General features: G+C 72.0%; 13 protein-coding genes. 7 read left to right on the forward strand and 6 right to left on the reverse strand.

The annotated features are described in order from the left end of the window. Nucleotides 1–171 precede the first annotated feature (171 nt). Nucleotides 172–1197 carry a dipeptidase gene (locus J2Z30_RS10535; protein ID WP_044568992.1) on the forward strand — a complete coding sequence of 342 codons (1026 nt, stop codon included), beginning with the start codon at nt 172–174 and terminating at the stop codon, nt 1195–1197. A gap of 15 nt (nt 1198–1212) precedes the next feature. Here J2Z30_RS10535 and J2Z30_RS10540 read toward each other — a convergent pair whose 3' ends face one another. After that, nucleotides 1213–2025 (reverse strand): alpha/beta fold hydrolase, encoded by an 813-nt coding sequence (locus J2Z30_RS10540; protein WP_078956562.1) that lies wholly within the window; start codon nt 2023–2025, stop codon nt 1213–1215. Further along, nucleotides 2022–3194, reverse strand: coding sequence for an FAD-dependent oxidoreductase (locus J2Z30_RS10545; protein WP_044568991.1), 1173 nt, complete (start codon nt 3192–3194; stop codon nt 2022–2024). Before J2Z30_RS10545 ends, J2Z30_RS10540 begins: the two co-directional genes overlap by 4 nt. Nucleotides 3195–3332: 138 nt before the next feature. Here J2Z30_RS10545 and J2Z30_RS10550 point away from each other — a divergent pair, with 138 nt between their 5' ends. Next, complete coding sequence (locus J2Z30_RS10550) at nt 3333–4088, forward strand: TetR/AcrR family transcriptional regulator (RefSeq protein WP_044581225.1); 756 nt, start codon at nt 3333–3335, stop codon at nt 4086–4088. A gap of 11 nt (nt 4089–4099) precedes the next feature. Here J2Z30_RS10550 and J2Z30_RS10555 read toward each other — a convergent pair whose 3' ends face one another. The 4 genes from J2Z30_RS10555 to J2Z30_RS10570 form a co-directional block, all read right to left on the reverse strand. Continuing rightward, the gene (locus J2Z30_RS10555) at nt 4100–4876 is read right to left on the reverse strand and encodes a fibronectin type III domain-containing protein (RefSeq protein WP_308279907.1); all 777 of its coding nucleotides are present in this window, start codon (nt 4874–4876) and stop codon (nt 4100–4102) included. Further along, complete coding sequence (locus J2Z30_RS10560) at nt 4873–5481, reverse strand: hypothetical protein (RefSeq protein ID WP_107073268.1); 609 nt, start codon at nt 5479–5481, stop codon at nt 4873–4875. Before J2Z30_RS10560 ends, J2Z30_RS10555 begins: the two co-directional genes overlap by 4 nt. Before the next feature lie 12 nt (nt 5482–5493). Next, nucleotides 5494–6153: a hypothetical protein gene (locus tag J2Z30_RS10565; protein WP_044568990.1), complete on the reverse strand. Its 660-nt coding sequence runs from the start codon at nt 6151–6153 to the stop codon at nt 5494–5496. A gap of 191 nt (nt 6154–6344) precedes the next feature. Then, nucleotides 6345–6881, reverse strand: a complete 537-nt coding sequence (locus J2Z30_RS10570; protein ID WP_044568989.1) for a GNAT family N-acetyltransferase — start codon at nt 6879–6881, stop codon at nt 6345–6347. 234 nt (nt 6882–7115) lie between these two features. Here J2Z30_RS10570 and J2Z30_RS10575 point away from each other — a divergent pair, with 234 nt between their 5' ends. From J2Z30_RS10575 to J2Z30_RS50835, 5 genes are all read left to right on the forward strand, one after another. Next, nucleotides 7116–9677: a SpoIIE family protein phosphatase gene (locus J2Z30_RS10575; RefSeq protein ID WP_044568988.1), complete on the forward strand. Its 2562-nt coding sequence runs from the start codon at nt 7116–7118 to the stop codon at nt 9675–9677. Next, nucleotides 9674–10855, forward strand: a complete 1182-nt coding sequence (locus J2Z30_RS10580) for a sugar ABC transporter substrate-binding protein (RefSeq protein ID WP_044568986.1) — start codon at nt 9674–9676, stop codon at nt 10853–10855. Before J2Z30_RS10575 ends, J2Z30_RS10580 begins: the two co-directional genes overlap by 4 nt. A gap of 12 nt (nt 10856–10867) precedes the next feature. Then, a complete protein-coding gene (locus J2Z30_RS10585; RefSeq protein ID WP_044568984.1) occupies nt 10868–11650 on the forward strand; it encodes an ATP-binding cassette domain-containing protein in 783 nt (260 codons plus the stop codon). Next, on the forward strand, nt 11647–12858 hold the full coding sequence (locus tag J2Z30_RS10590; RefSeq protein ID WP_107073267.1) for a sugar ABC transporter permease: 1212 nt from the start codon (nt 11647–11649) through the stop codon (nt 12856–12858). The genes J2Z30_RS10585 and J2Z30_RS10590 overlap by 4 nt, the downstream gene beginning before the upstream one ends. A 459-nt stretch (nt 12859–13317) precedes the next feature. Next, complete coding sequence (locus J2Z30_RS50835; protein ID WP_209468636.1) at nt 13318–13902, forward strand: DUF5819 family protein; 585 nt, start codon at nt 13318–13320, stop codon at nt 13900–13902. Nucleotide 13903 lies beyond the last annotated feature (1 nt).

Genomic DNA, 13903 nt, shown 5'->3' on the forward strand with positions numbered 1-13903 from the left:
AGCGGACCGTACCGACGGCGATCACGGCCGGCCCGCGCACCCCGCGCCGTGGGCCGATCCCCGTCCGCCAGACGAAAATCCGTGGACCGCCGGGCGGCCCGTACGCCACGATGACCGCCGCCAACCCCGGCCCCCGGGGTCCCGCTCACACGAAAGGCCACCGTCGTCCGTATGAGCCGTGCACTTCACCACCGCGCCGTCGTCGCCGACGCCCACAACGACCTGCTGATCGCCGTCACCGCCCGCCCACCCCACCGCTGGGCGGGCTACTTCCGGGAGCGCTGGCTGCCGCAACTGCGCGAGGGCGGGGTGAATCTCCAGGTGCTCCCGGTCTTCATCGACGACCGGTTCCGCCCCGAGGGCGCGTTGCGCGAGACGCTGCGGATGATCGAGTGCGCCCACACCCTCGCCGAGGGCAACGCCGACGAGGTACGGCTGTGCCTGGACGGCGACGACATCGACGCCGCGCTCGCCGACGGCCGGATCGCCCTGGTGCTGGCGCTGGAGAGCGCCCCCGGGCTGGACGCCAACGTCGAGCTCCTCCCTACCCTCCACCGCCTCGGGGTGCGCATCGCCTCGCTCGCCCACTGGGGCCGTACCGCCCTGGCCGACGGCAGCGGTGAGGACGCCACCGGAAGTCGGCTCACCGAGGCCGGGGTCCGGGCGCTGAAGGAGATGGAGCGTCTGGGCATCCTCTTCGACGTCTCCCATCTCGGCGCCTCCGGGGTGGCCCATGTGCTGGAGCTGGCCACCCGCCCGGTGATGGCCACCCACTCCTCCGCCCGCGCCCTGCTGGATCACCATCGCAACCTCACCGACGAGCAGCTGCGCGGCATCGCGGCCACCGGCGGCACGGTGTGCGTCAACTTCCTCGGCGAGTTCCTGGCCACCGCCCCGGCCGACCGTACGGTGGACCGGCTGGCCGATCACATCGTCCACATCGCCGAGGTGATCGGCGTCGGGCATGTGGGTCTTGGGCCGGACTTCATCAAGGAGGTCAGCGATGACACCACCCCGCCCTGCTGCGAGGACGTCGAGTACGCCCGGCTGGTGGTCCCCGGCCTCGAAGGCCCCCGCGGACTGCCTCTGGTGACCGAGGCGCTGGTCCGAAGGGGCCTCCCGGAGGCGGACATCGAGAAGATCCTCGGCGGCAATGTGCTGGAGCTCTTCCGCAAGGAGCTGGGACGCCCCCGCTGAGATCCGGTTCGGCCGTTACCGCCCGGCGGCGTCCAGGAACGCGTCGATAGCGGCGAACGTGACCTCCGGGGCCTCCCGGGTGGGGAGGTGGCCCGCGCCCGGGATCAGCTCGAAGCGCGCCCCGGGGATGGCGGCGGCGTACGCGCGGCCGTAGTCGGGCGGGACGACGGTGTCGTCTTCCCCCCACACCGCGAGGGCGGGCACCGTCACCCGGGCGAGCCGGTGCAGCAGCTTCGGGTCGGACTTCGCCGGCCCGACGTAGGCGGCCAGCGCCTGGAGTGCCGCGGGCGAGGGCCCCGGGCGCGGCGCCGGTGCGCCGGAGCCTGCCCCGGGTCGGGGGCCCTGGGCGGGCCCGGAGCCCTCACCGGGCGGCGGGCCGGGCGGGGCCGTGGGGAATCGCACCTCGTGCCCCTCGAGCCGCGGTCCGAACGCGCCCATGACGACCAGCCCGCCGATGCGGCGGCCACGGTCCCGCACGGCCATCTCCGCGGCGATCCAGCCGCCGAAGGAGCTGCCGAGGACCAGGACATCGCGCAGATCGCGGTCGTCCAGCAGATCCAGATACGTCTCGACGAGGTCGTCCACGCCCGTGAACCACTCGGGCCGCGGGGTGTCCTCCCAGCCCGGGTGGGTCGGCGCCAGTACCCGGGAGGTGGCGGCGAAGTGGTCCACCACTCCGCTCACACTGGCGGGTCCGGCGCCGCCGTGCAGGACGAGCACGGGGCGGCCCGCGCCCACGTCCCGCACCGTCAGGGGCAGACCGGGGTAGGGCTCGACAGTGGATCCTGTGGATCCCGTGAGTTCGGTGAATTCGGTGGGCGTGCTCATCGGTCCGCACCTCCGGCGGTCATCGTGGTGAAGGCGTCCCGCAGGATCCGCAGGGCGTCCGGCTGGAAGAAGTCGACGAGGTGGGCGGCCGATTGCGTGGCCGCCGCCTCGGCGCGCGGGAACATGGCTGTCTCGTACGCGTTCAGCGCCGTCTCCGGGTCGTCGTGGGCGGCCAGGGCGAGGGCGAGTTCCGCGCCGTCGAGCATGGCGAGGTTGGCGCCCGCCCCGGCGAAGGGGGACATCAGATGGGCGGCGTCGCCCAGGAGCGTGACGCCGGGAACCCGGTCCCAGCGGTGGCCGGTGGGCAGGGCGTGGATGGGCCGGTGGACGAGCGGGCCGTCGCTGTCGGCGATCAGCGCGCGCAGCCCCTCGTCCCAGTCGGGGAAGAGGTCCAGCAGCCGCTTCCTGGTCGCCGCCGGATCCGCCGGGTCGTTGAGGGCCGAACGGCTCCACTCCTCCGGCGTCTTGACCGCGATGTAGACGCGGATCCGGCCGCCGCCGTTGCGCTGGGCGAACAGCCCCTTCTCGTCCGCGAGGGCGAACATCGAGCCCCGGCCCACGAGTTCGGCGACGGCCGGGTGCCGGGTGTCCACGTCGTTCAGGAGGCCGTCGACGAATGACACTCCGGTGTAGACCGGATCGGCGTCGGACAGCAGGGGCCGGACCCTGGACCACGCCCCGTCCGCGCCGACCAGCACATCCGCCGCGACGGTCGTGCCGTCGGCCAGGGTGAGCGTGGGCCGCCCCGCCGCGCCGATGGCGACCGCCTTCACCTTCTGGCCCCAGCGGACGGTCCCCTCCGGCAGCGACCCCAGCAGCAGCTCCTTCAGCACTCTGCGGTCGATCTCGGGACGGTGGTTGCCGTCACCGTCCTGCGGCGGGGGGATGTGGAAGCCGACGTCGGCGTCCTTGCCGAGCAGGCGCAGTTCCCCGCCCTCGGGACGGCTCAGCGGCCGGAACTCCTCGAGCAGCCCGGCGTGCAGCAGCGCCCGCTGGCCGGACTCCTCGTCCAGGTCCAGCGTGCCGCCCTGGTCGCGTGCGGTCGCCGACGTGTCCAGCTCGTAGACGGTCGAGGGGATGCCGTGGACGTGCAGGACGCGCGCCAGCGTCAGCCCTCCCGGCCCTGCTCCGACGATGGCGATACGGCGTTGACGGCGTTGTGTGGACATGGCGATGGATGCCTCCCCGGTTCGGCGCGGGTGCGCCGTGGATGGGAGGAGCGTAGGGCGACGAACATGTTCGTGGCAAACGCGTTCGTGACAGACGCGTTCGTGGCGAACGCGTTTGTCGGCCGGTACGATGGCGCCATGACAGCGCATCCCACCGCCCCGCGGAGCCGCCGGGAACGTCCGGCGAAACCGGCCCTGACCCGGGAAGGCATCATCGCCACCACGGTCGACCTCATGCGTGCCGAGGGCCTGGAGCGGGTGACGATGCGCCGCCTGGCCAAGGAACTGGACACCGGGCCGGCGTCGCTCTACGTCTACGTCCGCAATATGGCCGAGCTGCACGCGGCCGTCCTGGACGAGCTCCTCGGGGCCGTCGACCTGAGCCCGGCGAAGGCGGACGGAGAGTGGCGCGGCCGGCTGGTGCGGATCCTCACCTCGTACACCTCGGTGCTGTTCGAGTACCCCGGTCTCGCCCAGTCCGCCCTGGTGGCCCGCCCCTTCGGCAAGCACTATCTGAAGCTGGTGGAGGCGCTGCTGGCGCTGCTGGACGAGGGCGGCCTCGAACCCGACCGGGCCGCGTGGCTGCTCGATCTGCTGCTGCAGTTCGCCACCGCGACCGCGGCCGAGCACGCCCACCGGGCCCCCGGCGACACCCCCCAGAGCGAGGCGGACTGGCAGGCGCTCGCCACGGTGGTGCGGGACGTCTCACCGCGGACCCATCCGCATATCGCCGCGCTCGGTCCGCGGCTGCTGTCCGGATCCCCCCAGGACCGGCTGGCCTGGGGGTTCGACGTCCTCATCGCCGGGGCCCGGCACACCCCGCTGCCGGAGGCGCCCGCCCCGTCCCCGGTGGACGCCCGGGACGCCCGGGACACCCGGGGCACCGGGGACTGAGGCGGTGGCGCTCAGCCGCGCCCGGCGGGCCGCTCGCCGGTGGTCATCCGGGCGACGTTGGACCGCTCGCCGTAGGTGAAGGGGCGGACCCGGTAGGAGGCCCGCTTCTCGTCCGGCAGGGTGATCAGCCCGAAGGAGTTGATGTCCGGGTCGAGCACGGCGACGGGGTGGAAGGGGCCCCCGCCCCGGGGCCGGTCCTCCAGCAGATAGCCCCGCTCGCCCTCGGCATGGTCGGTCCAGGTGAACCGGATGCCGTTGGCGTGCATGACGGTCGCGCGCAGATCGGTCGGGGTGGCCGACGGCCGCCGGACGGGGCTGGTGCGCACCCCCGTCCGCCGGATGGTGCGCGGCGGCGCCCAGGTGTGCTCCTGGCGCTGCTCCGCCTCGGTGAACGCCCCCCTGGGCAGGGCGACGTCGACCGGCCGGGACGCGGGTCCGTAGTACGGCCGCACCCGGTAGTAGAAGTGGGTCTTCGGGATCAGATCCGGGTGCCGGTAGGTGGTCTGACCGAGCGGGGCGTAGGTGAGGACCGTCCAGGGCCCGCCGGGCTCGGTCGCGAACTCCACGATCCGCCCCGCGGCGCCCCGCGCCTTCCCGTGCCAGCTCAGCTCGGCGTCGACGGGGGAGACCCGGGTGACGCTGAGCACGGTCCCGGTCCGGGCCTCCCGGGAGGCGTTCGAGGCTTCCGGCGCGTCCGGCGCTTCCGTGGACGCCGCACACCCGCTGATTCCGGAAAGCCCGGCGGCGACGAGAACCGCCGCCGCCAGGGCGCGTACCGAGCCGCTCACTTGCGCCAGAACTTGACGTTGCTCCACACCACGGTGGCCGGACCGTTGCCGCTGCTGGTGCGGTACGCCCCGAACTTGTCGTAGAAGCTGCCGCCGGGGCTGTCCACGGTGTGCTTGAGCGAGCCGTTGATGTATGTACGGTGCTCCTTGCCGACCTGGTGCACCGTGTTGACGCGCACCGTGGCCCCGACCGTCCCCGCGTTGGACAGGGTGTCCCCGCCGTGCACGGCGTACAGCCTCCCGCCGCGCTCGACCGCGAGCATGAAGTACGGACCGGCGTCGCCGTCGGTGTCGTTGAACGTCTGCTTCAGGCTGATCCGGGTGCCGCCCATGCTGGTGACCCGGAAGTAGCCCTCGAACTGATGGGTCCCGCCGGTGTAGGTGTCATAGCGCCGCTCGGCCCGCTGGTCCCCGCTCGCGGTGGAGCAGGTGAGCTCGAAGGTGAGGTTGTCGACCTCTCCGCACCCCCGCTCCTGCACCTTGAACCCCGGGGACTCGGACGACCAGCCGCCCGGTTCGACCTCGGCGTGCGCGACGCCCGACGCCGCGAGCAGCAGTCCGCAGGCGGCGGACAGCCCGGCGATCACACGGTGTTTCCTGGGCACGGTCCCACTCCTCTACTTGACCCAATAGCGGATGTTGCGGAACCGGGCCTCGGCCCGGCCGCTGCCGTGGTGATAGACGCCGTTCTTGAAGTGGCGGGTCGCCGGTCCCCGGTCGTCGACCGTCAGCACGAGCTTGTCGTCGGCGTAGACCTGGATCTTTCCGGTGCTCGCGTTGTGGGCGACCTTCAGGTTCCACCACTTGTTGTAGATACCGGACTTGATGACCGTGTCCGTATAGCGCTTGAGCGTCCCCCCGTTCTCACTGGACGCCCGGAACATGATGTCGGTGGCCGGGGTTCCGCTCGGATGCTTGACCCGCAGGATCTGCATGATGTCCGCGCCGTTCGTCCCGGCCGGCACATACACATCGGCGTCCCACATGTGCTGCCCCGAGGTGTACTCCTGCTTCCACCGCATTTCGGTGCGCGGATCGGTGCCGCTGCCCTCTTCGAACGGCTCATCGGTGGAGTTGACCCACATGGTGTGGGTCTTCGTGCTCGAGTTGTAGCTGTAGCGCTCGCTCAGGTCGAGGTTCCACGGCTTGTGCATCGAGTATGTGAACGACGTCTGCGTCCATCCATCGGTCGGCGACGCCGCGGCCTCCTTCGCCGTGGCCGTCTCCCCGGACGCGACCCCCGCCGACAGGACTCCGGCGAGTGCTGCGAACGCCATGACCGCCCTGGCGCGGGGGGATCTTCTGGTGTGTCTGGTGCGTAATGCGGGCATATCGACCCACCTCCGGTCTGTTCCGTTCCCTTGTTGGATCATGGTCTAGACCAAGAGTCAAGGTAGGGCAGAGTCGATAGGGTGTCCATATCAATGAACGGAATTCACGACTGTGGTGGCGGGTGTGGCTGGTCGGGTCAACTCCGCCGCAGCGCCTTCACCATGACCAGCTCCCTGGTCACGCCGTCGGCCAGCAGCTCCCCCGGCTCCCGGGTGGCGGCGAAACCATGCCGCTCGTAGAGGGCGATCGCCGGTGCGTTGCCCGGGATCACCGCCAGCCGCAGCGCCGTGGCGCCCGTCCGCAGCGCCCAGTTCTCGACCGCCGTGATCAGCCGGGCGCCGACGCCGTGGCCGCGCGCCTCGGGGCTGACCCAGACCGACCTCAGCTCCGGCGGCCGCCCGTCCCCGTCCCCGCCGCTGCCCCCATCCCCGCCCCCGTCCCCGCCATCGCCCCCGGGCATGCCGCCCGCCATCCCGACCGCACGGCCGTCCAGCAGGGCCACGACGTGGTAGGCGCCCGGGACCTCCAGCCGGGCGCGCCACCGCTCCTCGCCGCCGCGGTGCCAGTCGGCGAGCCGGGACTTGAAGGCGTGCGGCGCCTCGGCCAGCGCGGTCCGGCGGACGTCCCGCCACAGTGGCCAGTCGTCCGTCGTGATCACTCGCAGCCGCACCATGCCGCCCAGTCTCCCGCACCGCCGGGTCGCGGCCGAGCGCCGTCGCCCCGAGGGGAGATGGCCGGGTTCACCCCGCTGTGCCATGCTTTGAGGAGAGGCGCCATCCCTTTCGAGGGGGCGCGGCAGCGAAGGCCCCGCCGGTGGTCGTGACCGGTCGCCGCGCGGAGGCCGATCAAGGGCCCGGGTACGCCCACGAGACCGGCGGTCCACGCACGGAGGCGGTGCAGGCGGGCTGTGACCGGGCATGTGCTGACGTTCACGGGGACCGCGTTGGTGGCTGTCTATGTGCTGGACGCGGAGGGTGCCGAGCTGCGGTTGGCCGAGACGGTGCGCGGCGCCGGACGGTCGTACGCGCTGCCGGCTCGCTACCCCGTGTCCGGGCGCTCGCCCGTCGCCGACGCCTTCCGCGCCGGGCGCCCCCTGTGGCTGACCCCCACCGAACTCGCCGCCTACGGCCCCATCGGGCCCACCACGCCCGAAACCCCCACCACGCCCGGCGTCTCGCTCGGGGCGCTGCCGCTCGGCGGGGACGGCAAGGGGCTGGGGTGTCTGGTGGTAGTGGACGAGGCACCCGACGGAATCGACGCCGACCGCCGCGGCTTCATCGAGCTCTACGCCCACCACGTGGCCGCCGGGTTCGAGGCGGCCGGGCCGCGGGCGCTCACCCAGCGGAGACCCGAACTGCCCGGCCTCACCCTGGACCGGCTGCGGGTCGGCTCGTTCGTGCTGCATCTCGACAGCGGGCGGATGACCGCCGACACCCAGGTGCTCGACCTCTTCGGCATCCCCGGGGCGGACTTCGACGGGCGGGTGGAGACCCTGCTGGCGGTCGCCGTCCCGGACGACATCCCCGCCCTGATGTCGGTCCTCGAGCCCGACCTGCTGACCTCCGGCACCGCACAGCTGGAGTTCCGGATCCGCCGGCCCAACGGGGAGCTGCGCTGGCTGGGCCTGCGCGCCCGGGTCGAGACGGGGGCGGACGGCACGCCCCGGCGCATGCTCGGCGTGATCGCGGAGACCTCGTACCTGCGGCCCACCGCCGACGAGGTGTCCCTGGTGCAGCGGCTGTCCGCCGCCCTGGCCGGGGCCACCACCGTCCGCGACGTGGGCCGGGCCGTGGTCGGCGCACTGCGCGATCCGCTGGGGGCGGGCCGGCTCGCGGTCGCCGAACTCCAGGCCGATCAGCTGGTGGTCGGCATCCTCGCCCCCGCCGAACCCGCCGCCTGGCCCGAGGTGTGGCGGGCCGCCTGGCGCTCCGAATGGCCCGAGCCGCCCAGCCATGCGCTGCCCACGCTGGCGGAGGCGCTGCGGGAGGGGCAGGTCAGCCTCTGGCCCGAGGGCGCCGATCTCGAACCCGGGCTCGCCGGTATCGGCCCCGGCGGCCTCGCCGTCCTCCCGCTCCCGGCGGACGGCCGGATCGTCGGCGTATGCCTGATCGGCTGGGAGGAGCGGCATGAGTTCGGCCCGGAGGAGCGCTCGCTGCTGACCGCGACCGCCGGTCTGGTGGGCCAGGCCCTGGTGCGCGCCCACGCCCTCGACGCCGAGCACGAGCTGGCCACCATGCTCCAGCGGAGCCTGCTGCCCCGGAAGCTGCCGGAGCTGCCCGGCGGGGTGGCCGTCACCCGCTATCTGCCCGCGACGATGGGCCTGGAGGTGGGCGGCGACTGGTACGACGTCATCCCGCTGCCGGACGGCCATGTGGCGCTGGTCATCGGCGATGTGCAGGGCCACAGCGCCGCCGCCGCCACGATCATGGGCCAGATGCGCACCGCCATCCGGGCCTACGCGGTGGAGGGCCATCCGCCCGACGTGGTCGTGGCGCACGCCAACCGCCTCCTCGTCGGCATGGAGACCGATCTCTTCGCGACCTGCTGCTACGCCGACCTCGACATGGAGGAGGGCGAGGCGTGGTTCGTCCGGGCCGGACACATCCAGCCGCTGCTGCGCCACCCGGACGGCACCACCGCGGAGCTCGACGTCGAGGGCGGCCCGCCGCTGGGCGTGGTCGCGGACGCCGAGTTCCCGATGACCGCGGCCGGGCTGTCCTCCGGCACCCTGATCGCCCTGGTCACCGACGGCCTGGTCGAGTCCGCCCGGCTCGACCTGGACGACGGGGTGCGCCGGGCCTGCCAGGCGCTCGCCCGCGCCGACCCGTCCGACCCCGGCGGGGTCGCGGACGCGCTGCTCGGCGGGGACAGCCGCCGGGACGACGACGTGGCGCTGCTGTTGCTGCGCTACGACGGGATGCGGGTGCGGCCCACCCGGGCGAGCTGGACGGTGTGGCGGCTGCCCGACGCGGTGATGCACGCCCGCCGCTTCACCGCGCGCACGCTGCGCAACTGGGGGCTGGAGGACGAGTTGGACGTGGCCCTGCTGGTCACCTCCGAACTGGTCACCAACGCGCTGGTGCACACCCGCGGCGAGGTGCGGCTGAATCTGACGCTGACCGCCGACCGGCTGCGGATCGCGGTGAACGACCCCTCGCCGCGTACCCCCGTCAAACCGGCGACCGTGGACTGGGAGGCCACCGGCGGGCGGGGGCTGCTGCTGATCGAGGCGATGTCGCAGACCTGGGGCTCGGTGCCGCTGAGCGGGGGCAAGCAGGTCTGGGGCGAGATCAACTTGTCGGCCCCGCGGGAGGAGCCCGGGGGTGCCGGGGGCGGGCCCCCGGACGGGCCCTCGCCCCCGGCGGAGCTCCCGGAGGGGGCGCCCGACGCGGGACCCGGGGAGCGGGCGGAGGGGGACGAGGGGGCCACGGGGAGGAGGGGGCCGAGAAGGAGGAGGACGAGGCGATGAGCCGTTCTTGTACGCGCTGGACGGTGAGCCGTTCCCGTACGCGCGACCGCCTCCGTGCGGCCGTCGCCGTCGCGCTGGGCCTCGTCCTGGCCGTGTCCCTCGCCGCCTGCGGCAAGGCGGCCCAGCTCGGCGAGACGATGAGCGTGGCCGGGACCCGCCACCACGGGCCGCTGCGGATCGGCCTGCTGCTCCCGGAGAACGAGATCGTCCGTTTCGAGCGCTTCGACAGGCCCTTGATCCTGCAGCGGGTCAAGGAGCTGTGCCCGCGCTGCACGGTGAGCTACTCCAGCGCCCAGCACGATCCGGCCGCCCAGCGCTTCCAGATCGAAGCCATGATCACCAACGGGATCGACGTGCTCATCCTGGACGCGGTGGACACCAAGGCCGTCCGTCACTCCGTGGTCCAGGCCCACCGGGCCCATGTCCCGGTCATCGCCTACGACCGCATCGCGGAGGGGCCCATCTCCGGCTACGTCTCCTTCGACGGCGGAAGCGTCGGCAGGCTCCAGGGCGAGGCGCTGCTGAGGGCACTCGGCCCGAAGGCCAGGAGCAGCCAGATCGTCATGATGAACGGCTCGTCGACCGACCCCAACGCGGGCTGGTTCGAGCGGGGCGCGCTGTCCGTCCTCCGGGGCAAGGTCAAGATCGCCAAGTCCTACGAGACCGTCGGCTGGCGCCCGGAGAACGCCAACCGCAACATGTCCGCCGCCATCGCCGCCCTGGGCCCCTACGGCATCGACGGCGTCCTCGCCGCCAACGACGGCCTGGCCTCGGGCGTCATCACCGCCCTCAAGGCGGCCCGGATCCATCCGCTCCCCCCGGTCACCGGCCAGGACGCCGAGGTCGCGGGCGTTCAGCGGATCCTCGCGGGCGAGCAGTACATGACCGTCTACAAGCCGTTCAAGCCCGAGGCGTACACCGCCGCGGAGATGGCCATCGCGGTGGGACACGGCAGATCGCTCAACGGGATCGCGACGCAGCGGGTCAACAACTCCACCACCCGTGGCATCCCCGCGGTGCTGCTCGAGCCGGTGGCCGTGACCGTGCACAACATCAAGAGCACCGTCATCAAGGACGGTCTGTATCGCGTCGATCAGATATGCACCAAGAACTACGCGGATGACTGCCGCAAGGCCGGGCTCATCGACCGGGACGGCGCACCGCACGACGCGGAATGAAGGGAGGCGCGGATGGCCCGACCGTCGGCCCCGCCCCTGCTGGCGCTGAGTGGCGTCTTCAAGCGCTTCGGCGCGGTCCAGGCGCTCACGGACGTCGAGCTGGAGATCCACGCCGGTGAGGTCATCGCCCTGGTGGGCGACAACGGCGCGGGGAAGTCCACCCTGGTCAAGGTGATCGCGGGCGTCGAACCGGCCGACACGGGCACCCTCGAATGGCAGGGCCGCCCCATCCACATCGGCCGCCCGCACGACGCCCAGCACCTGGGGATCGCCACCGTCTACCAGGACCTCGCGCTCTGCGACAACCTCGACGTCGTCGGCAATCTCTTCCTCGGCCGCGAGATCACCCGGATCGGCGTCCTGAACGAGGTGGAGATGGAGCGCCGCACTCGCGATCTGCTGGCCACCCTCTCCATCCGCATCCCCGACGTCCACAGGCCCGTCGCGTCCCTGTCCGGAGGCCAGCGGCAGACCGTCGCCATCTCCCGGGCGCTGCTCGGCGCACCGAGCCTGGTGATGCTGGACGAGCCCACCGCCGCCCTCGGCATCGAGCAGACCGCCCAAGTCCTCGACCTGGTGGAACGGCTCCGTGAACGCGGGCTCGGGGTGCTGCTGATCAGCCACAACCTGGGCGACGTCAAGGCCGTCGCGGACTGGGTCGCGGTGCTGCGCCTCGGCCGCAACAACGGGTTCTTCGACGTGACCACCACCTCCCAGGAGCAGATCGTCTCCTCCATCACCGGCGCGTCCGACAACGCGGTCACGCGGCGCGCGGCGCGGGAGGGGGAGCTGTGAGCATCCCCGGCGGCTCCAGCGCCCACGGTGCCGAACGCTTCACCAGCGCGTTCGGGCGCCGAGTGGGCGGCGGTACGTTCGGCGCCGTCCCGGTCCTGCTCGGGCTGCTCGCGATCTGGATCACCTTTCAGATCCTCAACCCGCACTTCCTCTCCCCGCGCAACCTCTCCAACCTCAGCGTGGACATCGTCGGCACCGGCATGATCGCGGTCGGCGTGATCTTCGTGCTGCTGATCGGCGAGATCGATCTGTCGGTGGGCTCGGTGAGCGGCCTGGCCTCCGCCCTGTTCGCCGTGTTGAACGTCAACTTCGGCATGCCCGAACCGCCCGCCATCGTCCTGGGCGCCCTCTGCGGTACGGCGGTCGGCTTCGTCCACGGCTTCTTCACGGCGGTGGTGGGCGTCCCCGCGTTCGTGGTCACCCTCGCCGGACTGCTGGGGTGGTACGGCCTGATGCTCTCCATCATGGGCGCCTACGGCACCATCAACCTGGACGATCAGGGCCTGGTCGCCCAGCTGACCAACTACTACTTCTCCGACGTGGCCGCCGCCTACGCCCTGGCGGCGCTCGGCACCTCCGGGTACTTCCTCATCGCCTGGCGCGACGTCAAGCGCCGCCGCGCCGCCGGAGTGCCCACCCGCGCCCCGGTCTGGATCGCCGTCCGCACGGGGGTGCTCGCGGTGCTCGCCTTCGCCGCCGCGTATGTGCTCAACCAGTTCCAGGGCCTGCCGCTCGCCCTCCTGATCTTCTTGGCCGTCCTCGTCATCCTCGACTACGTCCTGCGCCGCACGGCCTACGGCCGGATGATCTTCGCCCTGGGCGGCGGCGTCGAAGCGGCCCGCCGCGCCGGGATCAACGTGGCCTGGGTGCGCACCTCCGCGTTCATGATGTCGAGCACGATGGCCGCCATCGGCGGCCTCTTCCTGGCCTCCCGGATCAACTCGGTCAGCCAGACGTCGGTCTCCACCGACCTGCTGATGAACGCCATCGCCGCGGCCGTCATCGGCGGCACCAGCCTCTTCGGCGGCCGCGGCAGCACCTGGTCCGCCCTGCTGGGCGTGCTGGTCATCCAGTCGATCGCCTCGGGCGTCGCCCTCATGGACATCCAGACCGCCGTCCAGTTCATGATCACCGGCGGTGTGCTGCTGCTGGCCGTCGTGATCGACACCCTCTCCCGCCGAGCGCAGCGGGCCCACGGCCGGGCCTGAATTCCGGTGCGGGTCCATTCGCACTAAGCCGTCGTGTCGTTCTTGCCGCTGATCGCGGCCGTTGGGCAGGCTGCGGATTTATCGAGTTTTTCGAGAAAGGTGGTGTGGTGAAGAAGGTCATTCGCGTAGTGGTGCTGGGTGTTTCCGTTGCCTGCGCCCTGGTTTTCGGTGGGGTCAACGTGGCGCAGGCCCAGAAGTGGCCAGTCCTTCCCAAGGAGTTCTTCGGTGGCGTCTCCGGCTCGGGGACGAATCAGAACAATGAGTGCCGCTCCGGTTTCGGGGCACTGGGGTCTCCCGGGACGAGCGGCGGAGGCAGCAGCAACGCCCCGGCCCAATCAGTCCCGGCCGGCGGCCTGGGGTCCACCTGCCAGAACGTCCGCGGCTAGGGGGAGCGTGACCGTCGCCGACGCGGGAGGGCCCGGCCCTGGCCGGTCCCTCCCGTCCCTCGTCGTTCTGGCGGTGACCGCCGCGGTGCTGCTCGGCGCCGCGTGCTGGCACCTCGCCACGCTCTTTCTCGCCGTTACGCCGGACAACCCGGTCAAGAGCCGGTATGCACATATGATCAACGAGCATGTCTATCCGGAATTCACTCAGGGCTGGCAGCTGTTCGCGCCCGAGCCGCTCCATGAGAACGTCGTCGTGGAGGCCAGGGTGCGCACCGACCGGGATTCCGGAAAGTCCCGCGCTGGGCAATGGATCAACCTGACGACCCAGGATGTCGCCGCTATCCGGCACAATCCCGTTCCCAGCCACGCACATCAGAACATGCTCCGGCTGGCATGGGACTTCTACCAGAATTCCCACAGTCGGCGGGACGTTCCGTTCGGCACCCGGGGAATTCTCTTCGCCGAATATGTCAAGCGGATTGCCCTCCAGCGCATCGAGGGGCGACTCGGCGGTGAGCGGGCCGTCGCCGTGCAGGTGCGCGTCCTCGCCAGGCCGGTGCCCCCGCCCCGCTGGAGCGACCGGGCATCCGCCCAGAGCACCCGCCACCGCACATTGCCGTGGTGGTCGGTGAAGGACCGGGACCGCAGGGGACTGTGAC

The organism is Streptomyces iranensis (genome assembly GCF_017874715.1).
Taxonomy (GTDB): Bacteria; Actinomycetota; Actinomycetes; order Streptomycetales; family Streptomycetaceae; genus Streptomyces; species Streptomyces iranensis.

What these genes read in the sequence shown, in the direction of transcription:
- J2Z30_RS10550 (WP_044581225.1), top strand. Translation starts at nt 3,333, where the DNA reads ATGACAGCGCATCCCACCGCCCCGCGGAGCCGCCGGGAACGTCCGGCG.
- J2Z30_RS10535 (WP_044568992.1), top strand. Translation starts at nt 172, where the DNA reads ATGAGCCGTGCACTTCACCACCGCGCCGTCGTCGCCGACGCCCACAAC.
- J2Z30_RS10545 (WP_044568991.1), bottom strand. Translation starts at nt 3,194, where the DNA reads ATGTCCACACAACGCCGTCAACGCCGTATCGCCATCGTCGGAGCAGGG.
- J2Z30_RS10540 (WP_078956562.1), bottom strand. Translation starts at nt 2,025, where the DNA reads ATGAGCACGCCCACCGAATTCACCGAACTCACGGGATCCACAGGATCC.
- J2Z30_RS10580 (WP_044568986.1), top strand. Translation starts at nt 9,674, where the DNA reads ATGAGCCGTTCTTGTACGCGCTGGACGGTGAGCCGTTCCCGTACGCGC.
- J2Z30_RS10585 (WP_044568984.1), top strand. Translation starts at nt 10,868, where the DNA reads ATGGCCCGACCGTCGGCCCCGCCCCTGCTGGCGCTGAGTGGCGTCTTC.
- J2Z30_RS10565 (WP_044568990.1), bottom strand. Translation starts at nt 6,153, where the DNA reads ATGGCGTTCGCAGCACTCGCCGGAGTCCTGTCGGCGGGGGTCGCGTCC.
- J2Z30_RS10570 (WP_044568989.1), bottom strand. Translation starts at nt 6,881, where the DNA reads ATGGTGCGGCTGCGAGTGATCACGACGGACGACTGGCCACTGTGGCGG.